At 62.1% G+C, this 16,345-nt stretch carries 14 protein-coding genes; 10 read left to right on the top strand and 4 right to left on the bottom strand.

Annotated elements, in window-relative coordinates:
* Nucleotides 1–252 precede the first annotated feature (252 nt).
* On the top strand, nucleotides 253–1,551 hold the full coding sequence (locus ACTG2U_RS10390) for a ferredoxin reductase family protein (protein ID WP_439974447.1): 1,299 nt from the start codon (nucleotides 253–255) through the stop codon (nucleotides 1,549–1,551).
* 6 nt (nucleotides 1,552–1,557) lie between these two features.
* Here the strand turns inward: ACTG2U_RS10390 and ACTG2U_RS10385 are convergent, their stop codons facing one another.
* Nucleotides 1,558–4,725: a S41 family peptidase gene (locus ACTG2U_RS10385; protein ID WP_439974445.1), complete on the bottom strand. Its 3,168-nt coding sequence runs from the start codon at nucleotides 4,723–4,725 to the stop codon at nucleotides 1,558–1,560.
* Between the two features lie 279 nt (nucleotides 4,726–5,004).
* On the opposite strand from ACTG2U_RS10385, the gene ACTG2U_RS10380 reads away from it, so the two are divergent.
* The 6 genes from ACTG2U_RS10380 (at nucleotide 5,005) to ACTG2U_RS10355 (ending at nucleotide 9,658) form a co-directional block, all read left to right on the top strand.
* On the top strand, nucleotides 5,005–5,484 hold the full coding sequence (locus ACTG2U_RS10380; RefSeq protein ID WP_047434434.1) for a L,D-transpeptidase family protein: 480 nt from the start codon (nucleotides 5,005–5,007) through the stop codon (nucleotides 5,482–5,484).
* Between the two features lie 120 nt (nucleotides 5,485–5,604).
* Entirely contained in the window at nucleotides 5,605–6,312 is a 708-nt protein-coding gene (locus ACTG2U_RS10375) for an AzlC family ABC transporter permease (protein ID WP_439974444.1), read from the top strand.
* A gap of 1 nt (nucleotide 6,313) precedes the next feature.
* Nucleotides 6,314–6,649 (top strand): AzlD domain-containing protein, encoded by a 336-nt coding sequence (locus ACTG2U_RS10370; RefSeq protein WP_227095759.1) that lies wholly within the window; start codon nucleotides 6,314–6,316, stop codon nucleotides 6,647–6,649.
* A gap of 122 nt (nucleotides 6,650–6,771) precedes the next feature.
* Complete coding sequence (locus ACTG2U_RS10365; protein WP_439974443.1) at nucleotides 6,772–8,298, top strand: YjjI family glycine radical enzyme; 1,527 nt, start codon at nucleotides 6,772–6,774, stop codon at nucleotides 8,296–8,298.
* Between the two features lie 10 nt (nucleotides 8,299–8,308).
* Complete coding sequence (locus tag ACTG2U_RS10360; RefSeq protein WP_439975119.1) at nucleotides 8,309–9,196, top strand: YjjW family glycine radical enzyme activase; 888 nt, start codon at nucleotides 8,309–8,311, stop codon at nucleotides 9,194–9,196.
* Nucleotides 9,197–9,334: 138 nt separating this feature from the next.
* Nucleotides 9,335–9,658, top strand: a complete 324-nt coding sequence (locus ACTG2U_RS10355) for a DUF1820 family protein (RefSeq protein WP_115521965.1) — start codon at nucleotides 9,335–9,337, stop codon at nucleotides 9,656–9,658.
* A gap of 63 nt (nucleotides 9,659–9,721) precedes the next feature.
* On the opposite strand, the gene ACTG2U_RS10350 is transcribed toward ACTG2U_RS10355, so the two are convergent.
* The 3 genes from ACTG2U_RS10350 to ACTG2U_RS10340 form a co-directional block, all read right to left on the bottom strand.
* Nucleotides 9,722–10,654 carry a LysR family transcriptional regulator gene (locus ACTG2U_RS10350; protein WP_439974442.1) on the bottom strand — a complete coding sequence of 311 codons (933 nt, stop codon included), beginning with the start codon at nucleotides 10,652–10,654 and terminating at the stop codon, nucleotides 9,722–9,724.
* Nucleotides 10,655–10,817: 163 nt separating this feature from the next.
* Nucleotides 10,818–12,014 carry an amino acid aminotransferase gene (locus tag ACTG2U_RS10345; protein ID WP_439974441.1) on the bottom strand — a complete coding sequence of 399 codons (1,197 nt, stop codon included), beginning with the start codon at nucleotides 12,012–12,014 and terminating at the stop codon, nucleotides 10,818–10,820.
* A gap of 127 nt (nucleotides 12,015–12,141) precedes the next feature.
* The gene (locus ACTG2U_RS10340) at nucleotides 12,142–12,417 is read right to left on the bottom strand and encodes a metal/formaldehyde-sensitive transcriptional repressor (RefSeq protein WP_058058594.1); all 276 of its coding nucleotides are present in this window, start codon (nucleotides 12,415–12,417) and stop codon (nucleotides 12,142–12,144) included.
* Nucleotides 12,418–12,488: 71 nt separating this feature from the next.
* Between ACTG2U_RS10340 and dmeF the strand changes: the two genes are divergently transcribed.
* The 3 genes from dmeF (at nucleotide 12,489) to ACTG2U_RS10325 (ending at nucleotide 16,320) form a co-directional block, all read left to right on the top strand.
* Nucleotides 12,489–13,445 carry a CDF family Co(II)/Ni(II) efflux transporter DmeF gene (gene dmeF / locus ACTG2U_RS10335; protein ID WP_429187598.1) on the top strand — a complete coding sequence of 319 codons (957 nt, stop codon included), beginning with the start codon at nucleotides 12,489–12,491 and terminating at the stop codon, nucleotides 13,443–13,445.
* Between the two features lie 202 nt (nucleotides 13,446–13,647).
* Nucleotides 13,648–14,655: a Fe(3+) ABC transporter substrate-binding protein gene (locus tag ACTG2U_RS10330; RefSeq protein WP_429011836.1), complete on the top strand. Its 1,008-nt coding sequence runs from the start codon at nucleotides 13,648–13,650 to the stop codon at nucleotides 14,653–14,655.
* A 39-nt stretch (nucleotides 14,656–14,694) separates the two neighbouring features.
* Nucleotides 14,695–16,320: an ABC transporter permease gene (locus ACTG2U_RS10325; RefSeq protein WP_439974440.1), complete on the top strand. Its 1,626-nt coding sequence runs from the start codon at nucleotides 14,695–14,697 to the stop codon at nucleotides 16,318–16,320.
* Nucleotides 16,321–16,345 lie beyond the last annotated feature (25 nt).

The following is a 16,345-nucleotide window of genomic DNA, read 5'->3' as shown; positions in this document are numbered from 1 at the left end:
TGTCCCCATTTGATTCCTTTTTACGGCGGGTCGTCAATCACAGCGGAGGCGAATTGTGCGCCATCTCCTGTGAAAAGGGGCGAGCCAACAAGGGTGATCATGAGGGGCCAGTCGGCCCCTCTTTTGTTTCCGTTTGTCACACATTGCCACACAAGCTTCCCCCTCTGGCAAAGTCTTGTGACCGGGCGGGTGTGCAATGGTGCCATCAGCAGGGAGATGAGGCCCTGCAGCGATGGAACCAGGGAGCATGTTATGACGGGTAAACGGGTTTGGTGGCTGTTGCCACTGCTGGCGGTCGGGGTCTGGTGGCTCGGGTATGCGGGGGATGCCAACGGGGTGTGGCCCTGGCGCCATGAGATGTTGTTACTTACCGGCCTACTGGGGATGACCTATATGGCCATTTCGCTGTTGCTGGCGTTGCGCCTGCCGCAGCTGGAGGTGTGGTGTGGCGGTCTGGACCGGATGTTGCGATGGCACCGCCAGACGGCCATCGGTGGCGCATTGGCGCTGACCGCCCACTGGCTGGTGGTGGAGGTGCCCAAGTGGGCGGTCTCGGCGGGTTGGCTGAGCCGTCCCGCGCGGCGTGGGGCCAGCGCGGCCGCAGCTGGTGCAGGAGCAGGCAATGGCATCTCGCTCCATGCCCTTGGCAATACCCTGGGTGAGTGGAGTTTCTATCTACTGATCGCGTTGGTGGTAGTGAGCTTGCTGGCGCTGGTGAGTTATGGTCGTTTTCGGCTGATCCACCGGCTGGCGCCGCTCATCTATCTGGCGGGGTGGGGGCACGGGCTCTGCCTGCTGCCTCAGGTGGGATCCATGACGCCTGTTGGGGTATCGATCTGGTTGATCTGCGGGATCGGTGCTATCGGGGCCCTCTACTCCCTGCTGGGACAAGTGGGGGCGCGGGATCGCCATCCCGGCCGTGTCATTGCGGTGCGGGCGCTGGCGGATCAGACCTGCGAGCTGACCATGCAGCTGGAGAGGCCGCTCGCCCATTACCGCCCGGGTCAGTTTGCCTTCTTCGAGTTTGACGCCAAGGAGGGGCCGCACCCCTTTACCCTGGTGCGAGTGTCGGCGGATCGGCGCCAGCTGGTGATCGCGGTGCGGGCGCTCGGGGATCATACCCGTCAGCTGGTGGCAGAGGCACGTGTCGGGGATGAGGTGGTGGTGACCGGGCCCTATGGCGCCTTTGTCGCCGCGCAAGGGGGAGGTAGAGCCCTCTGGCTGGGGGCTGGGATCGGTATCACGCCGTTTGTGGCCTGGTTGGAGGGGTTGGCTGCCCGTGGCGAGCGCAGCGAGGGGATCACCCTGATCCAGTGCGCGCCGGATCTGGCGGGGGCTGTTTACCACCGGCGGTTGGCCGAGCTCTGTCATCGCACCGGTGTGCGTTATCAGCTGCATCTGGACAAGGCGGCCGGGCGGCTGGATCTGGCTCGCATCGCGCAGGATGCGCCCGAGCAGGTGTGGTTTTGCGGGCCGAAGGGGATGGCAGATGCCCTGACCCGGTTCTTGCCGGACGGGCATCTGCATCGCGAGCTGTTTCGCTTTCGTTGAGCGCAGTTATTTGGTGCTGGCTGGCAACTGCTTGAGGGCGGCCTGTACTGCGGCTTCCAGTTGCGGATCCCGTCCGGCCACCATGTCGGCGGGGATGAGGGGCACCTGCAGATCCGGGATTAGCTCCTGATTCTCGTAGAAGGTGCCGTCCGGTTTGCGCAGCCCCAGGGTCGGAATGCCGTAGGAGAGGCCCGGGATCAGCCTGGAGTCGTGGCTGTAGACCATGGTGCCGGTGCCGGGCACCGGATCGCCGACGATGGGGCCGACCTTGAGGGCGCGGTAATACTCGGGGAAGGCGGAGCCTTCCGAGTAGCTGCCAGCGTTGACCAGCACCACCGAGGGCTTGGTCCACTGGCGAGTGGCGGCGTCGGTTTCCCCCTTGCCCTGACGGGGCCAGCTGCTGGCCATCCCCTTGGTGCTGCCGCTGCCGGTCAGAAACTCCACCAGGGTATTGGCGAGATAGCCGCCGCTGTTGAAGCGGACATCGACGATCAGCGCCTCGCGATTGCGCTGCCTGCCGAGGGCATCCGCCACCACCGCATCGTAGACCTCGCTATTCATTGCCGGCAGATAGACGTAGCCGACCCGTCCTCCGCTCAGTCTGGCCACCAGCTCCCGCCGTTTCTCAATCCAGCGATCCTGTTGCAACTGGTACTCCTGCTGTTTGTCGATGGCGGTGAGCACCACCTCGTCAGTTTGCTTGTTGCCCTCCTGCTGGAAGGTGAGGGCAAGCCGGGCGCCAGCCTGATGGTTGAGGGCTCGATCCAGCTCGGCCAGATTGGCAATCGGGACGCCGTTGATGGCGAGCAGGCGGGCGCCCGGGGCGATATCGCTCTCCTGATCCAGCGGGCCGCCAGAGAGCAGGGCGGTGAGCATCACCTCTTGCTCGCCATCCTGCCAGTAGCCGCCAAGGCTGGCTGTCTCGTCCGCCATGCGCGGGAAGGGGGCGGGGCCGCTGCCCCAGGTGTGGGAGACATTGAGCTCGCCAGCCAGCTCCGCCAGCAGGTTGCCAAAGTCCCGCGGGTTGCCGATGCCCGGCAGCAGGCGGCGGTAAGCGGCGACATAGCTATCCCAGTTCACCCCGTTCATGTCGTCCAGATAGAACTCGTCCCGGGTGAGCCGGGCGATCTGATCGAAGGCGGCGGTCATGCGTTCCTGCCAGCGGCTGGTGGGTTGCAAGGCGAAGGGGGCGCTGGTGGCCTCGCCGGAGTCGAGGTGGATCCGGGTGATCTCCCCATCCCGCACCAGGGTAGCCAGGGTGCCCTGCTGGTTGAGGTTTGCCAGCGCGGGGCCGGCCTGTTCGCCAAACAGTTCGCTGGTTTTGCCCTTGCGCAGATCCTGGCTGTAGCCCTTGATCTCGCTCTCGCTGTTGACCCCCATCTCCTCCACCAGATAGATCAGCTGGTCGCCGATGATGCGGCTGGCGAGCAGGGTGCCGGCGGGTTGCAGCAGCAGCGCTTCCCGATGGTTGAGACGATCGCTCTCAAAGCCGTATCCCCCTTTCGGCGGCTCCAGTTCGGCAATCGCATCGGCTCTGGCGGCGCGGCTGCTGTAAATGCCGAGCAGGTTGGTGACGAGGGGTTCGCCATCGGGCCCCAGTGCGCCAAATCGGGTCGATTGCCAGTAGAGGATGGCGCCATCCTGACTCCAGCCCGGTTGCCCATCCTGATAGCCGTTGAGGCTGACATTGACCGGTTTGGCCTTGAGGTTGGCCGTATCGATCACCGCGATCTCCTGCTCTGCCGCATCGGGGCGGAAGGTGAGCGCCAGATGGCGTGAGTCGGGGGCGAAGGCGAGATGCACCTCGTGGCGCGACGGGTTGAAGCTGGCAGGCACCAGCTCCCGCTGCTTGTTGCTCGCCAGATCCAGCAGGTGGATGGCCTGGCCATCCACCACGAAGGCGAGCTGCTTGCCGTCGGGGGAGAGCACCGGATGGCTGATCCCCTTGCCGGGTATGGCCAGCAGCAGACTCTCGGTCAGAGTGCCGGGATCGCTGAACAGCAGATCCGGATCTCCCTTGCGCAGGCGATAGAGGGCGGCGTGCCCCTGCTGCTCCGATAGATAGATGAGGGCGCGTCCCTGCTCGGCGAAGAGGGGGCTGGACTGCTCGCTCGGATCGCGGGTCAGCTGGCGCACCCGCTCCCGCTCGGGGTCGACGGCAAACAGGTTGCCCTCGCTCACCAGGATCAGCTCGTCCGCCTCTTCGCTGACCAGCGCTTCGTCTGCCAGGCTCAGGGCCTCGCTCGCCTCATCCGGCGTGCTCGCCACTTGCGGTGCGAGGGTCAGCTTGCGTGGCTCGCTGCTACCGGCATCGAGGCGATAGAGTTCACCCAGCCATGACCAGACCAGATCGCCATTGCGAGAGGCGCTAAGCCCCCGCACCGGATGGCCCTGATAGTGGGTCAGCTGTTGCTCCTTGCCGCTGGCGAGATCCCGGCGCCAGACGTTGAAATCGCCGCTGCGCTCGCTCAGGTAAAAGAGGCTGTCCCCCTTGTCGCTCCAGACCGGATCGGTGGCCGCCACCCGATCTTCGGTCAGCTGCTTGTGCTGCTTGCCATCAAACAACCAGAGACGGGGCACCGCGAACGAGTGCTGATGCTTGCGAAAGGGTTGATCCGCCGCGGGCATCTGATAGGCGAGCAGCTCCCCGTGGGGGCGGGCGAGGGTCGCAGGCAGCGGCAGATCGGCCTGCAAGGTGCCGCCGGTGATCGGGGTCCAGTAGAGCTCGCCCCATTGGTAGCCTTCCGCGACAAAATGGTCGGCATCGGGCGCCCCCAGGCGCTGGCTGCTCAGCAGCAGCCGTTTGCCATCGGCGCTGAAGGCTTGCGGCAGATCGGTGCGCGAATCGCGAGTGAGGCGCACCATCTCGCCGCCGTTGGCGGGTACCACGAACACATCCTCGTTGCCGTAGAGATTGGCGGCAAAGGCGAGCTGTTTGCCATCCGGCGACCAGATTGGCCGCTGGCTCAGGTAGTCGCTGCCGGTGAGCGCCATAGCGGGGCCACCCTCGGCACTGGCAACAAAAATGCGCCCCTGCCAGGTGAAGGCAAGCCGCTTGCCATCGGGGGAGAGGGCGGGCTCGCGCAGCCAGAGTGCATCGGCTGCGACACTGGCGGGCAGCCAGAGCAGGAGTGGCGAGAACAGCAGGGTGGCGAGGCGGCACGAAGAGCGCATGGCATGATCCTGTCGGGGAGTGGAGTGTTATCTTCGCCGATCATTGCCCCGGGTGCCAGCGCGATAATTTTTGGTATCTTGTTGTTTTAACTATTAATTACCAATGTCAAATGACGGCGTTCAAGGAAGATGGCCTGGCTGCGGCAAGATATGTTTTGCCGGGCATATTGAGTATTGATGGCGATCCAATATCATGGCGCTCGCTCGCCGCTCGGCGGGCATCGTTCAGATGATCTGGTAACAAGAAAAGCCCGCACCAGAGGCTTGTCGAGGGATGGAATGAGAGCCGTATTACTGTGTTTGTTGGGGCTTTGGCCCGCATTGAGTTTTGCCTTTACCGAAAAAGCCGATTTGGTGGTGGTCAAGAAGTCGACCTATAGCCTGACCCTGATGAAGGATGGCAAAGAACTGAAGCGCTACTGGATTGCTCTGGGCCCGGCGCCCAAGGGGCACAAGCAGCAGGAAGGGGATCAGCGTACTCCGGAAGGACGCTACACCCTCGACTACAAGAAGACCAATTCCGGCTACTACAAAGCCATCCATATCAACTATCCGAACCTGGATGACATCAAGCGCGCCAATGAGCTGGGTGTTCGTCCGGGTGGCATGATCATGATCCACGGCCAGCGCAACAGCATTGGCAACCGCAGGGTTCAGCCTTCCAACTGGACCAACGGCTGCATCGCCATGCTCAACCACGAGCTGGATGAGGTGTGGGACGCCGTTGACCCAGGTACGCCCATCGTCATCGAGCCCTGATCCCCTTGTGCACGCCCGCGACTCCGCGGGCGTTTTATTTCCCGCCAGTGATGACGTGACAGCGCTTGCTGTCCCGTGCTAGTTTTTTCGGCTCGCTTTGGCTGTGACAAGGAAGATCACATGATGTCAGTAACGAGCGTGCCCGAGCGAACGGGGATGCTCTGGTGGCGTGCCACACTGGATATGCTCCCGCTCTCCATTTCGGTGATCCCCTGGGGGATCCTGTGTGGCGCTTTGGCGTTGCAGGCAGGGCTGAGTCCGCTTCAGGCTCAGCTGATGTCGTTGCTGGTCTACGCCGGAGCCGCCCAGCTCTCGGCCACGACCCTGTTCGGGGCGGGCACGCCCCTGCTGCCCATCATGGGCTCCACCATGGTGATCACTTCCCAGCATCTGCTATACGGCTTCACCTTCCGCCGTGACGTATTGCCGCTCTCCCTGCGCTGGCGTGCCAGCCTTGCTTTTTTCCTGACTGATGAGATGTTCGCTGTGGCGCTGAAAGACCGGGAGCGCAGCGGCCACTTTGATCCGGCCTACGCGCTCATCGCGGGATTCGTCTTCTATCTGTTCTGGAATCTGGCGACCCTGGTCGGCATCGCGGCCGGCCAGTACATCGATGGACTGGACAGCATGGGGCTGGATTTTGCCATCGCGGCCACCTTCATCGCCATGACCATTCCCGTCATGAAAAACTTGCCCATGGTGGCGGCCACTCTGGTGAGCGGCGGCACAGCGTTGCTTACCAAGCCGCTGCTGGCGGAGATCCACATCATCGTCTCTGCTCTGGCTGGCATGGTGGTGGGCTATGTGCTGCACCGGATGAGGAGGTAGCGTGAGCTGGCTGATGATTGGCCTGCTGGCCCTGATCACCTTTTTCAACCGCTTCGCCTTCTTTTCTCGGTTGACCCGATATCAGCCGGGTGCCGAGATGGGGGCGTTTCTCGGCTTTTCTGCCCAGTCGGTGCTGACTGCAATCTGGTTGCCCATCGTCTTTAGCTACGAGCCGGGGATAGGTCTTGACTGGGATCCTGACTACCTGACTGCCACCCTGTGGGTGATGCTCTTGACCCTGTTGCGGCTGCCGACTCTGGTTGTGGTGGTAGGCGGAATGGGGAGCTTCTTTCTGCTGCGCTGGCTGGGAGGCATAGCCGAGCTCTTACCTTGGTGAAGCGCGAGCCGTGATCTTGTGTAATGGATGTCATTATTCGACATCCGTCATGTCATGAATGTCACTTCAAAAAAAGCCTGCAAATGGTGAGGATATGGGTTCTATCCGTGGAGGAGTGTCCCATGTCTTTGATCGAAACCTGTCAGCGCATCGTGCGCGACCCCCATCTCTCCGCTGCCCAGAAGAGCCACGCGCTGGCGCTGGCCGCCGAGAATGCGTTGCCCTACCCCGACCTGCCTGCCGCAGTCGCCGAGGCGATGGAGCAGGGATTTATCTGCGACATGTTCGAAGGGCATGCCCCCTACAAGCCGCGTTATGTGCTGCCGGACTATGAAAAATTCCTGACTCAGGGCTCTGCCTGGCTGGAGTTGGCGGCGCCGCAGGATTTCGACGAGGCGCTCAATGCCCTGCGCATCCTCTATCACCATGTCCCCTCAGTCACCGGCATGCCGGTCTGGCTGGGGCGGCTCGACCATCTGCTGTTGCCGTTTGTCGGCGAACTGGATGACGAGACCCTCTATCGCAAGCTGAAGGGGTTCTGGGTCTATCTGGATCGGGTGCTGCCGGACGCCTTCATGCACGTCAACATCGGGCCGGATGACAACCGCATCTGCCGCCTGATCCTGCGCATCGACAACGAGCTCAAGCAGGTGGCGCCGAACCTTACCTTCTTCCACGATCCGGAGCAGACCCCGGACAGCCTGCTGCTGCAGGCGGTGAAGAACATCGCCGAGTGCAGCAAGCCGCACATCGCCAACTACCCGATCCACCGCGACACCTTCGACACTCGTGGTTTTGGCATCGTCAGCTGCTACAACGCCCTGCCGCAAGCGGGTGGTGCCAATACCCTGGTGCGCATCTCCCTCAAGCGGGTCGCCGAGCAGTGTCAGGGGATCGACGACTTCCTCGGCTGCCTGCTGCCCCACTACTGCCGCTTGGCCTCCCAGTTGATCGAAGCGCGGGCCGCTTTCTTGCATCAGGAGTCCGGCTTCTTCAACAGCTTCCTGGTGAAAGAGGGGCTGCTGGATGAGGATCGTTTCGTCCCCATGTTTGGTATCTACGGCATGGCGGAAGCGGTCAATATCCTGATGGATAAAGAGAATCTGCCGGATCGCTACGGCCACGGCGAGGAGGCGAACCAGCTTGGCTATCGCATCTCGGCCCAGCTCTCCGCCTATGTGACCACGACCCCGCAGACCCATGCCTGGGGTGGCCGCGCTTTGTTGCATTCGCAAGGTGGCCTCAGCATCGATGTGGCTGCTACCCCGGGGGTGCGCATTCCCTACGGGCATGAGCCGGATCCCGCCAGTCATGTGCTGGCGCTGGCACCGCACCACACTTATTACCATTCGGGGATCAGCGAGATCCTGACGCTGGAGCCCACCATCCGCCAGAACCCGCAGGCGCTGTTGCAGCTCTGCAAAGGGGCGCTCGCTATCGGTATGCGCGAGTTCACCGCCAACGTGGCCGACAGCGATCTGGTGCGGGTGACCGGCTACATGATCCGCAAGAGCGACGTGGCCCGCTTCGCAGAAGAGGGATCGCGGTTGCAGACCACCTGTCTCGGCGCCGAGGCGAGTGAAGTGACCGCCATTCGTCAGCGGGCTCCGCGAGTGGTCGCCCACGAATCGACCATCGATGAGTATTGAGTTCGCACCGATGGCCGATGTCTTTCCAACACGCAGCGCCCTGGTAAGCAGGGTGCTGCCGTTCTCCTGTGTCGACGGGCCGGGCAACCGGCTGGTGCTGTTTCTGCAGGGTTGCAACTTTCGCTGCCCCGGCTGCCACAACCCGCACACAATAGGGTTATGCGACGATTGTGGCGACTGCCTTGGGGTCTGCCCAAGCGGTGCCCTCACCTTGAGCGAAGGCAAGATACAATGGCAGGCGGCGCTCTGTACCGATTGCGACGCCTGTCTGGATGTCTGCCCGCGCAGTGCCAATCCCAAGACTGCCACCATGACGGTGGACGATGTGCTGGCCCTGCTGCGTCGCTACGGCCCACTGCTGAGCGGGATTACCGTCTCCGGCGGCGAGGCGACCACCCGGCTCCCCTTTGTGGTTGCGCTGTTTGCCGCCATCAAGGCTGCGCCGGATCTGGTCCATCTCACTTGCCTGCTCGACAGCAACGGCTCGCTGGCCGAAACCGGCTGGCAGCGGCTATTGCCGATGCTCGACGGCGCCATGCTCGATCTCAAGGGGTGGCGTGACTCGGTGCATCACTCCCTGACCGGCTATGGTCGCGAGCGGGTGCTGGCATCGCTGCAACTGCTGGCACGCCACGGCAAGCTGACCGAACTGCGGCTGCTCCATGTGCCGGGCAAGAGCGATTTTCTGGATGCAAGTGGTGAGCTGGACGAGGATCTTGCCGCCTTCTTGCGGCAGCTTGGGCCTGTGCCCATTCGCCTCAACGGCTTTCGCCACCACGGGGTGCGGGGGGAGGCGGCGCAATGGCCAGAGGCTCACCAAACCGAGCTGGAACAGCTGGCCAGCCGTTTGCGTGCAGCGGGATTGGGGCCTGTCTCACTGCCTGCCTTGATGGGCTGAGTGGCTGCGTCATCCGGTGACCGTCATGGTGTGAGGTGCGGCATGGAAAGGCCGCAACTGTGATTTCTGTCTATTGGAGGGGGCGAGAACGGCGGCTAGAATAATGGCCATCTTCTTACCCCTCAATGACAGATAATCATGAGTGAAAGCAAGGCGTTATATCGGGTTCAGTTTATTTGCCACAGCGAGCGCTACGAAGTCTATGTGCGCGAAGTCAATCAGGGCCAGCTGTTCGGTTTTATCGAGATTGCCGACTTTGTCTGGGACAACCATACCGCACTTATCGTCGATCCCAGTCACGAGAAGCTCAAGAGCGAATTTGCCGATGTGCGCCAGACTCTTATTCCCATGCATCAGGTGCTGCGCATCGATCAGGTGAAAAAGCAGGGGGCTGCCCGCATCACGGAGCTGGGCAGCAACGTCGCCTCCTTCCCCAGCCCCATCTATACCAAACGTCCCTGATCCCTTATTGCCCTTGATGTTTCGCCGCGGTGAAACATCAATCTCTACTCGTTGTCGCCCGGCTCAGGGCTCAATCAATTCGCGACCCAGTTGCAGGATCCGCTGGCGGAACCAGTGACGGGCCGAGCCATCACCGGCCGGTCCATACCAGACTAGGCTGTGACTCACCTTGCCGTAATCGAACGGTGCCGGACGCATCACCAGATCCGGCTGACTGGCCATGCAGGCCGCCCAGCCACCGATGGCGGTGAGGATCAGGTCGGTCTGGGGCAGCAGGGCCGCCGCGCTGGCAAAATCGGGCAGGGTGGCGCCAATCTGGCGACGCACCTGCTGCTGGGCCAGGCTCTGCTCGAAGAAGGGGTTGGCCAGCTCCTGATCCCGGATGGCGATATGGCGCCAGCTAAGGTAGGCATCGAGATCCCAGGGCTTGGCCAGCGCGGGATGGTCTTTGCGCAGCAGGCAGACCAGTTTTTCTTCCCGCAGGGTCTCCCACACCAGCCCGGGCTGGCGCGGCAACGGCTGGCTCTGGTCATGGGGCAGGATCACGAAGTCGAGTTTGCCCGCTGCCAGCGCCTCCAGCCCCTGCTCATCCTTGTTCCAGATCTCCGGCACCATGCCCGGCACCTCTTTCATCAGCTGACCCAGAATGGGGCCCACCGGCCAGGTCATCACGCTCTCGCGCAATCCCAGCCGCAAGCTGCCCTGCCACTGCTGCGGGTTGAAGGCATTCTGGCGAGTGAGGCCGTTCAGCTCCCCCAGTAGTCGATGCAGGGTGGGAGCCAGTCGCTCGGACATGGGGGTGAGCAGCAGCTGGTTTCCCTGACGGTAGAGCAGTTGATCCCCCAGCAGATCCCGCAGCTGGTTGAGGGTCTTGCTGACGGTGGAAGGCGTGGTGCAGAGCTGCTCGGCGGTGCGGGTGACGCTCTGGTTGTCGAGCAGCAGATGCAGGGTGACCAGATGGCGACCTCCCAGCCGAGAGAGAGCGATCAGATCCATAGTGGCTCCTGAAATTGATGAAGATAAACAGGCTTGGAATCAGGGAGATTCAGCGTGACCTGCTGGCATTCTCTCACAGCAGGGGGAGGGTGAGCAGACTCCTCAAGAGGTGACTGCGAACGCAACAGACAAAAAAGCCCCGCCAAAGCGGGGCTGGTGCGGATTAGCCCTTGAGCACCGCGGCCATGGCGTCAGCCACATAGTCGACGTTGCGGCTGTTGAGGCCCGCCACGCACATGCGACCGGAGCGCACCAGATAGACGGCGAACTCTTCGCGCAGGCGATCTACCTGCTCCGGGGTGAAGCCGGTGTAGCTGAACATGCCGCGCTGGTTGATGAAGTAGCTGAAATCGCGGCCCGGCACCTTGGCGCTCAGCACCTCGAACAACTTCTGGCGCATGGCCTTGATGCGGGTGCGCATCTCGGTCACCTCGCCGACCCACAGGGCGTGCAGCTCCGGCTGGCTCATCACCGCCGCGGTGATCTGGCCGCCGTGGGTGGGCGGGCTTGAGTAGTTGCGACGCACGGTGGCCTTCATCTGGCCCAGCACCCGGCTTGCCTCTTCGGCATCCTGACAGATGACCGACAGACCGCCGCAGCGCTCGCCGTAGAAGGAGAGGTTCTTGGAAAACGAGTTGCTGACGAAGAAGCTGACACCGGCGGCCACCATGGCGCGAATGGCGTAGGCATCCTCTTCCAGCCCGTCGCCGAAGCCCTGATAGGCGATGTCCATAAAGGGGATCAGGTTGTTCTCGACCACCAGCGCGATCACCCGATCCCACTGGGCGCGGGAGAGATCCACCCCGGTCGGGTTGTGGCAGCAGGGGTGCAGCAGCACGATGCTCTTGGCCGGCAGGGTGCTCAGGCAGTCGATCATCGCATCGAACTGCACGCCGCCGGTGGCCGCATCGTAGTAGGGGTAGTCATGCACCTTGATGCCGGCTCCCTCGAACATCGCTTTGTGGTTGTCCCAGGTCGGATTGCTGACCCACACCTCGGAGGTCGGGAAGTAGCGCTTGAGCAGATCGGCCCCGATCTTCAGCGCGCCGGAGCCACCGATGGTCTGGATAGTGGCGATACGTCCCGCCTTGACCGCTTCATGGTTGGCACCAAACAGCAGGTGTTGCACCGCGGTGCGGTAGTTGGCGGCGCCTTCCATCGGCTGGTAGGGGCGCGGCGCCGGGGCGGCGGCGCGCTGGGCTTCGGCTTGCTGCACCGACGGCAGCAGCGGAATACGCCCCTGCTCGTCGTAATAGAGGCCGATCCCCAGGTTCACCTTCTGCTCGCGGGTGTCTTTGTGGAAGGTCTCGACTAGCGTCAGGATGGGGTCGCCAGCATAGGCATCGACGTGTTCAAACATGGGGGATCCTTGAAATTGACTGTCCAGTAAAACCGGCGGTCAGCCGGGCTGGACATCATGGCGCAAAGCTGGCGGTGGCTCAAGCCCGACGCTGGTCGAGCCTGAAGGGATGGTGCCGCGATCCTGCTTACTTCAAATAGGATCGCAGGACGCTGACCACCTGATCCAGATCCTCCAGCCGCTCGGCAGGGGTGGCATCGGGGGCGCCGAGATGCTCGCGCATATGCCCTTCCAGTACCTCCAGCATCAGGCCGTTGACGGCGCCGCGGATGGCGGCAATCTGCTGCAAAATGGCGGCGCAGTCGCTCTCCTGTTCCAGCGCGCTCTCCAGCGCACCGGCCTGTCCCTTGATGCGGCGCACCCGTGCCAGCAACTTCTTTTTGTCGTGAATGGTGTGGGACATGACGGATCCTCTCGATCAACAAAACTATACTGGGGTATAGTATATTGCATCATCGCTCTCAGGAGAAATCCATGTCATCCCTCGCTCAATCCCACTGCCATCAACCCGTCATCCACGAGGGCAATCCGCTGGCCGAACAGAAGACCCGCTGGGCCGTATTGTTGACCGTCATCATGATGGTGGCGGAGATTGGCGGCGGCTGGTTCTACAACTCCATGGCGCTGCTGGCCGATGGCTGGCACATGAGCTCCCACGCGCTGGCGCTCGGCCTCTCGGTGCTGGCCTATCGCGCCGCCCGCCACTTCGCCCGCGACCACAGATTCAGTTTCGGCACCTGGAAGATCGAGGTGCTGGGTGGCTTCACCAGTGCCCTGTTGCTGGTGGGAGTGGCTGGGCTGATGCTGTTCGAGTCGGTGTTCCGGCTGCTGGATCCCAGCCCGATCCACTATCAACAGGCGATCGCTATCGCGCTGGTGGGGCTGCTGGTAAACCTCGCCTGTGCCTGGCTGCTCAAGGATGATCACGGCCACCATCACCATGGGCATGACCACCATCATGAGCATCACGACCACGATCATCATCATGACCATGACGATCACCACGGCCATCAGGATCTCAACCTGCGCGCCGCCTATATCCACGTGCTGGCGGATGCGGCCACTTCCGTGCTGGCGATTCTGGCGCTGACTGGGGGTATGTTGTGGGGGGCCGACTGGCTGGATCCGCTGATGGGCATAGTGGGTGCCGGGCTGGTCGCGGTGTGGGCCTGGGGTCTGTTACGCGACTCTGGTCGGGTGCTGCTGGATGCCGAGATGGATACCCCGCTGGTGGCGGAGATCCGCGAGGTGATTGCCGAACTGCCGGGCACTGATATTCGCGATCTGCATGTCTGGCGGGTAGGGCAGCAGCAGTATGCTTGCGTGCTCTCTCTGCTGATGGTCAATCCGCTACCGGCGCAGCAGATCCGCGAGCGGCTGGCGATCCATGAAGAGCTGGTGCATGTGACCATCGAGATCGCCAGCGAATAGATATGGAGGATGTAACGAGAGACGCCACTGAGGCTGCCATGCTTCTTTTGAATCTCTTGTCACTGAGGCGAGATTTTTTTGAATCTATTCGGATTAAATATGTGATGTGGCGACGACGAGCTTTCTTGATCCGCTTATAAGATGTATGCAGAATGCAAACGGAAATCGTTATCACTCTGTATAGCTAATCAAGGAATGGATGATGAAAATGAAGATGTTGGCACTGGCTTTCTCTGCGTTGGCAGCTCAGTCGGCATTGGCGGCCGGGGAAGTGAATGTCTACTCCAACCGGCAGGATGAGCTGATCAAGCCCATCATCCAGCAGTTCGAGAAGGAATCTGGCATCAAGGTGAACGTGGTGTTCGCCAAAGAGGGATTGAACGAGCGTCTGGAGCGGGAAGGCAAGCTCTCTCCGGCCGACCTGATGCTGACCGTTGATATCAGCCGTCTGACCGATCTGGTGGACAAGGGGCTGGTACAGCCGGTGGATAGCAAGATCCTGCAGGAGAACATCCCCGCTATCTATCGTGATCCGGAGAATCGCTGGTTCGCGCTGACCACCCGGGTTCGCGCCATCTACTCCAGCAAGGAGCGCCTCGGCAAGCTCGACACCATCAGCTACGAAGATCTGGCCAAACCGGAATTCAAAGGGAAAATCTGCACCCGCAGCGGCAAGCATGAGTACAATGTGGCGCTGGTCTCCTCCATGATTGCCCATCACGGCATGGTCGAGACCAAAACCTGGCTGGAAGGGATCAAGGCCAATCTGGCGCGCAAACCGCAGGGTAACGACCGGGATCAGGTAAAGGCGATCAAGGATGGTATCTGTGACGTGTCGCTCGGCAACAGCTACTATCTGGGCGCCATGTTGAAAGATCCGGCGCAGAAATCCTGGGCGGATGCGGTCTATATCAACTTCCCGAATCAGGCCGACCGCGGTGCCCACGTCAACGTGAGTGGCGTGGCCATGACCAAGTACGCCAAGAACAAGGCCGAGGCTCAGAAGCTGATGGAGTTTCTGGCTGGCGACACCGCCCAGCACATGTATGCGGACGTGAACGCCGAATATCCGGTCAAGGCCGGAGTCGAGCCTTCCGCCATGGTCAAGTCCTGGGGCAGTTTCAAGTCTGACGCACTACCGGTCAGCGATTACGCCAAGCACCGCAAGGACGCCTTGCAGTTGCTGGATGAGGTGAAGTTCGACTTGTAATCAGATGGGGCCAACGGCCCCATCAACATCTGTGGTCTCATGAAAAATTTTGGATGGATTACCGGCAGCTGGGCCACCGCCCTACTGCTGGGTTTACCGGTTATAGCCCTGCTTTTCTCTGCCTTTTCGGCTGAGGGGGAGCTGTTTCGCCACCTCGCCGATACCGTGCTGCTCGATTATCTGGGCAATACCCTGGGGCTGGTGGTCGGTGTGGTACTGCTCAGCCTGCTGTTTGGTGTACCCACCGCCTGGCTGGTGGCCATGTGTCAGGTGCCGGGGCGCCGTGCCCTGCAGTGGGCCTTGATGCTGCCGATGGCCATGCCTTCCTATATCGTCGCCTACGTCTATACCGACCTGCTCGACTACTCGGGCCCGTTACAAGCCGGGTTGCGAGCGCTCTTTGGCTGGAACAGTCCTGCCGATTACTGGTTTCCGGCCATTCGCTCCCTTGGCGGCGCTGCCTGGGTGCTGGCGCTGGTGCTGTTCCCCTATGTCTATCTGCTGACCCGCGCCTCTTTTCTCGAGCAGTCAGTCAGCCTGATCCACTCCAGCCGCCTGCTCGGCTGTACCCCGTGGCAGAGCTTTCGTCGTCTCAGTCTGCCGCTGGCGCGCCCCGCCATCATGGTGGCGGTATCGTTGGTGGCCATGGAGACGCTGGCCGATTTCGCCACCGTCCACTTCTTTGCCATCAACACCCTGACCACGGCGGTCTACGACACCTGGCTTGGCTATGGCAGTCTGGCCACCGCGGCCAAACTCTCCTGCCTGATGCTGCTGGCTGTGGTGCTGCTGATCGCGCTGGAGCGCCGCTCGCGCAGTCGGCAGCAGGTGTTCCAGAAGTCCATGGGCCATGAGCAGCCGCTGCGCTATCCGCTCAAGGGGATTGGCCGTTGGTTGGCCTGTCTCTGGTGCTGGGGGCTGGTGCTGGCCGGTTTTGGCCTGCCATTCGTCATCCTGCTCGATTACGGGGTGCGCTACTTCGAGTTGTCGTGGACGCCGGAGTTTGTCCGCTTCGCCGGCAACAGCTTAGCTATCTCGGCGCTGACCGCTCTGCTGGCGATGGGGATTGCCCTGCTGCTTGGCTTCTTCCGCCGTCTCGATGGCGGGATAAAGAGTCTGCTGCCTCTGCGCATCGCCGCCATGGGCTACGCCATGCCGGGTACCGTGCTCGCCATCGGGGTGCTGGTGCCGCTCACCGCTCTCGATTTTGCTATCAACGATCTGGCCGAGTGGCTCGGGCGTCAGGGCCCAGGCTTGTTGCTGACCGGCACCATCACCGCCATCGTGTTCGGTTATCTGGTGCGCTTCGTGGCCATCGCCATCGGCTCGGTGGAGAGCAGCATGGGCAAGATCTCCCCCAGCCTCGATATGGCTGCCCGCTCCCTGGGGCAGGGGGATGGCGGCATGCTGCGCCGGGTCCATCTGCCGCTGGTGCGCCGCGGTCTGTTTGCCGGTGCCATGCTGGTGTTCATCGAATCCATGAAGGAGCTGCCCGCCGCCCTGCTGCTGCGGCCCTTCAACTTCGATACTCTGGCGACCCACGTCTATCAGTTTGTCTCGGACGAGATGCTGGAGCGCGGCGCGCTGGGGGCTATCGTCATCGTGCTGGTGGGGCTGTTGCCGCTGATCTGGGTCAACCGCAGTCTGGACAGTCCGGGTCACTGAGTCGCCACGTCGGTCAATGAAATTG

The sequence above is a fragment of the Aeromonas sp. 95A genome (genome assembly GCF_051919235.1).
Classification (GTDB): Bacteria; Pseudomonadota; Gammaproteobacteria; order Enterobacterales; family Aeromonadaceae; genus Aeromonas; species Aeromonas veronii.
The sequence above is the reverse complement of the archived record's forward strand: the minus strand, read 5'-3'. Positions and strand labels throughout refer to the sequence as shown.

Excerpts from the sequence above, each read along its gene's own strand:
- ACTG2U_RS10390 (WP_439974447.1), top strand. The coding sequence starts at position 253 with ATGACGGGTAAACGGGTTTGGTGGCTGTTGCCACTGCTGGCGGTCGGG.
- ACTG2U_RS10385 (WP_439974445.1), bottom strand. The coding sequence starts at position 4,725 with ATGCGCTCTTCGTGCCGCCTCGCCACCCTGCTGTTCTCGCCACTCCTG.
- ACTG2U_RS10380 (WP_047434434.1), top strand. The coding sequence starts at position 5,005 with ATGAGAGCCGTATTACTGTGTTTGTTGGGGCTTTGGCCCGCATTGAGT.
- ACTG2U_RS10375 (WP_439974444.1), top strand. The coding sequence starts at position 5,605 with ATGATGTCAGTAACGAGCGTGCCCGAGCGAACGGGGATGCTCTGGTGG.
- ACTG2U_RS10365 (WP_439974443.1), top strand. The coding sequence starts at position 6,772 with ATGTCTTTGATCGAAACCTGTCAGCGCATCGTGCGCGACCCCCATCTC.
- ACTG2U_RS10360 (WP_439975119.1), top strand. The coding sequence starts at position 8,309 with ATGGCCGATGTCTTTCCAACACGCAGCGCCCTGGTAAGCAGGGTGCTG.
- ACTG2U_RS10355 (WP_115521965.1), top strand. The coding sequence starts at position 9,335 with ATGAGTGAAAGCAAGGCGTTATATCGGGTTCAGTTTATTTGCCACAGC.
- ACTG2U_RS10350 (WP_439974442.1), bottom strand. The coding sequence starts at position 10,654 with ATGGATCTGATCGCTCTCTCTCGGCTGGGAGGTCGCCATCTGGTCACC.
- ACTG2U_RS10345 (WP_439974441.1), bottom strand. The coding sequence starts at position 12,014 with ATGTTTGAACACGTCGATGCCTATGCTGGCGACCCCATCCTGACGCTA.
- ACTG2U_RS10340 (WP_058058594.1), bottom strand. The coding sequence starts at position 12,417 with ATGTCCCACACCATTCACGACAAAAAGAAGTTGCTGGCACGGGTGCGC.
- dmeF (WP_429187598.1), top strand. The coding sequence starts at position 12,489 with ATGTCATCCCTCGCTCAATCCCACTGCCATCAACCCGTCATCCACGAG.
- ACTG2U_RS10330 (WP_429011836.1), top strand. The coding sequence starts at position 13,648 with ATGAAAATGAAGATGTTGGCACTGGCTTTCTCTGCGTTGGCAGCTCAG.
- ACTG2U_RS10325 (WP_439974440.1), top strand. The coding sequence starts at position 14,695 with ATGAAAAATTTTGGATGGATTACCGGCAGCTGGGCCACCGCCCTACTG.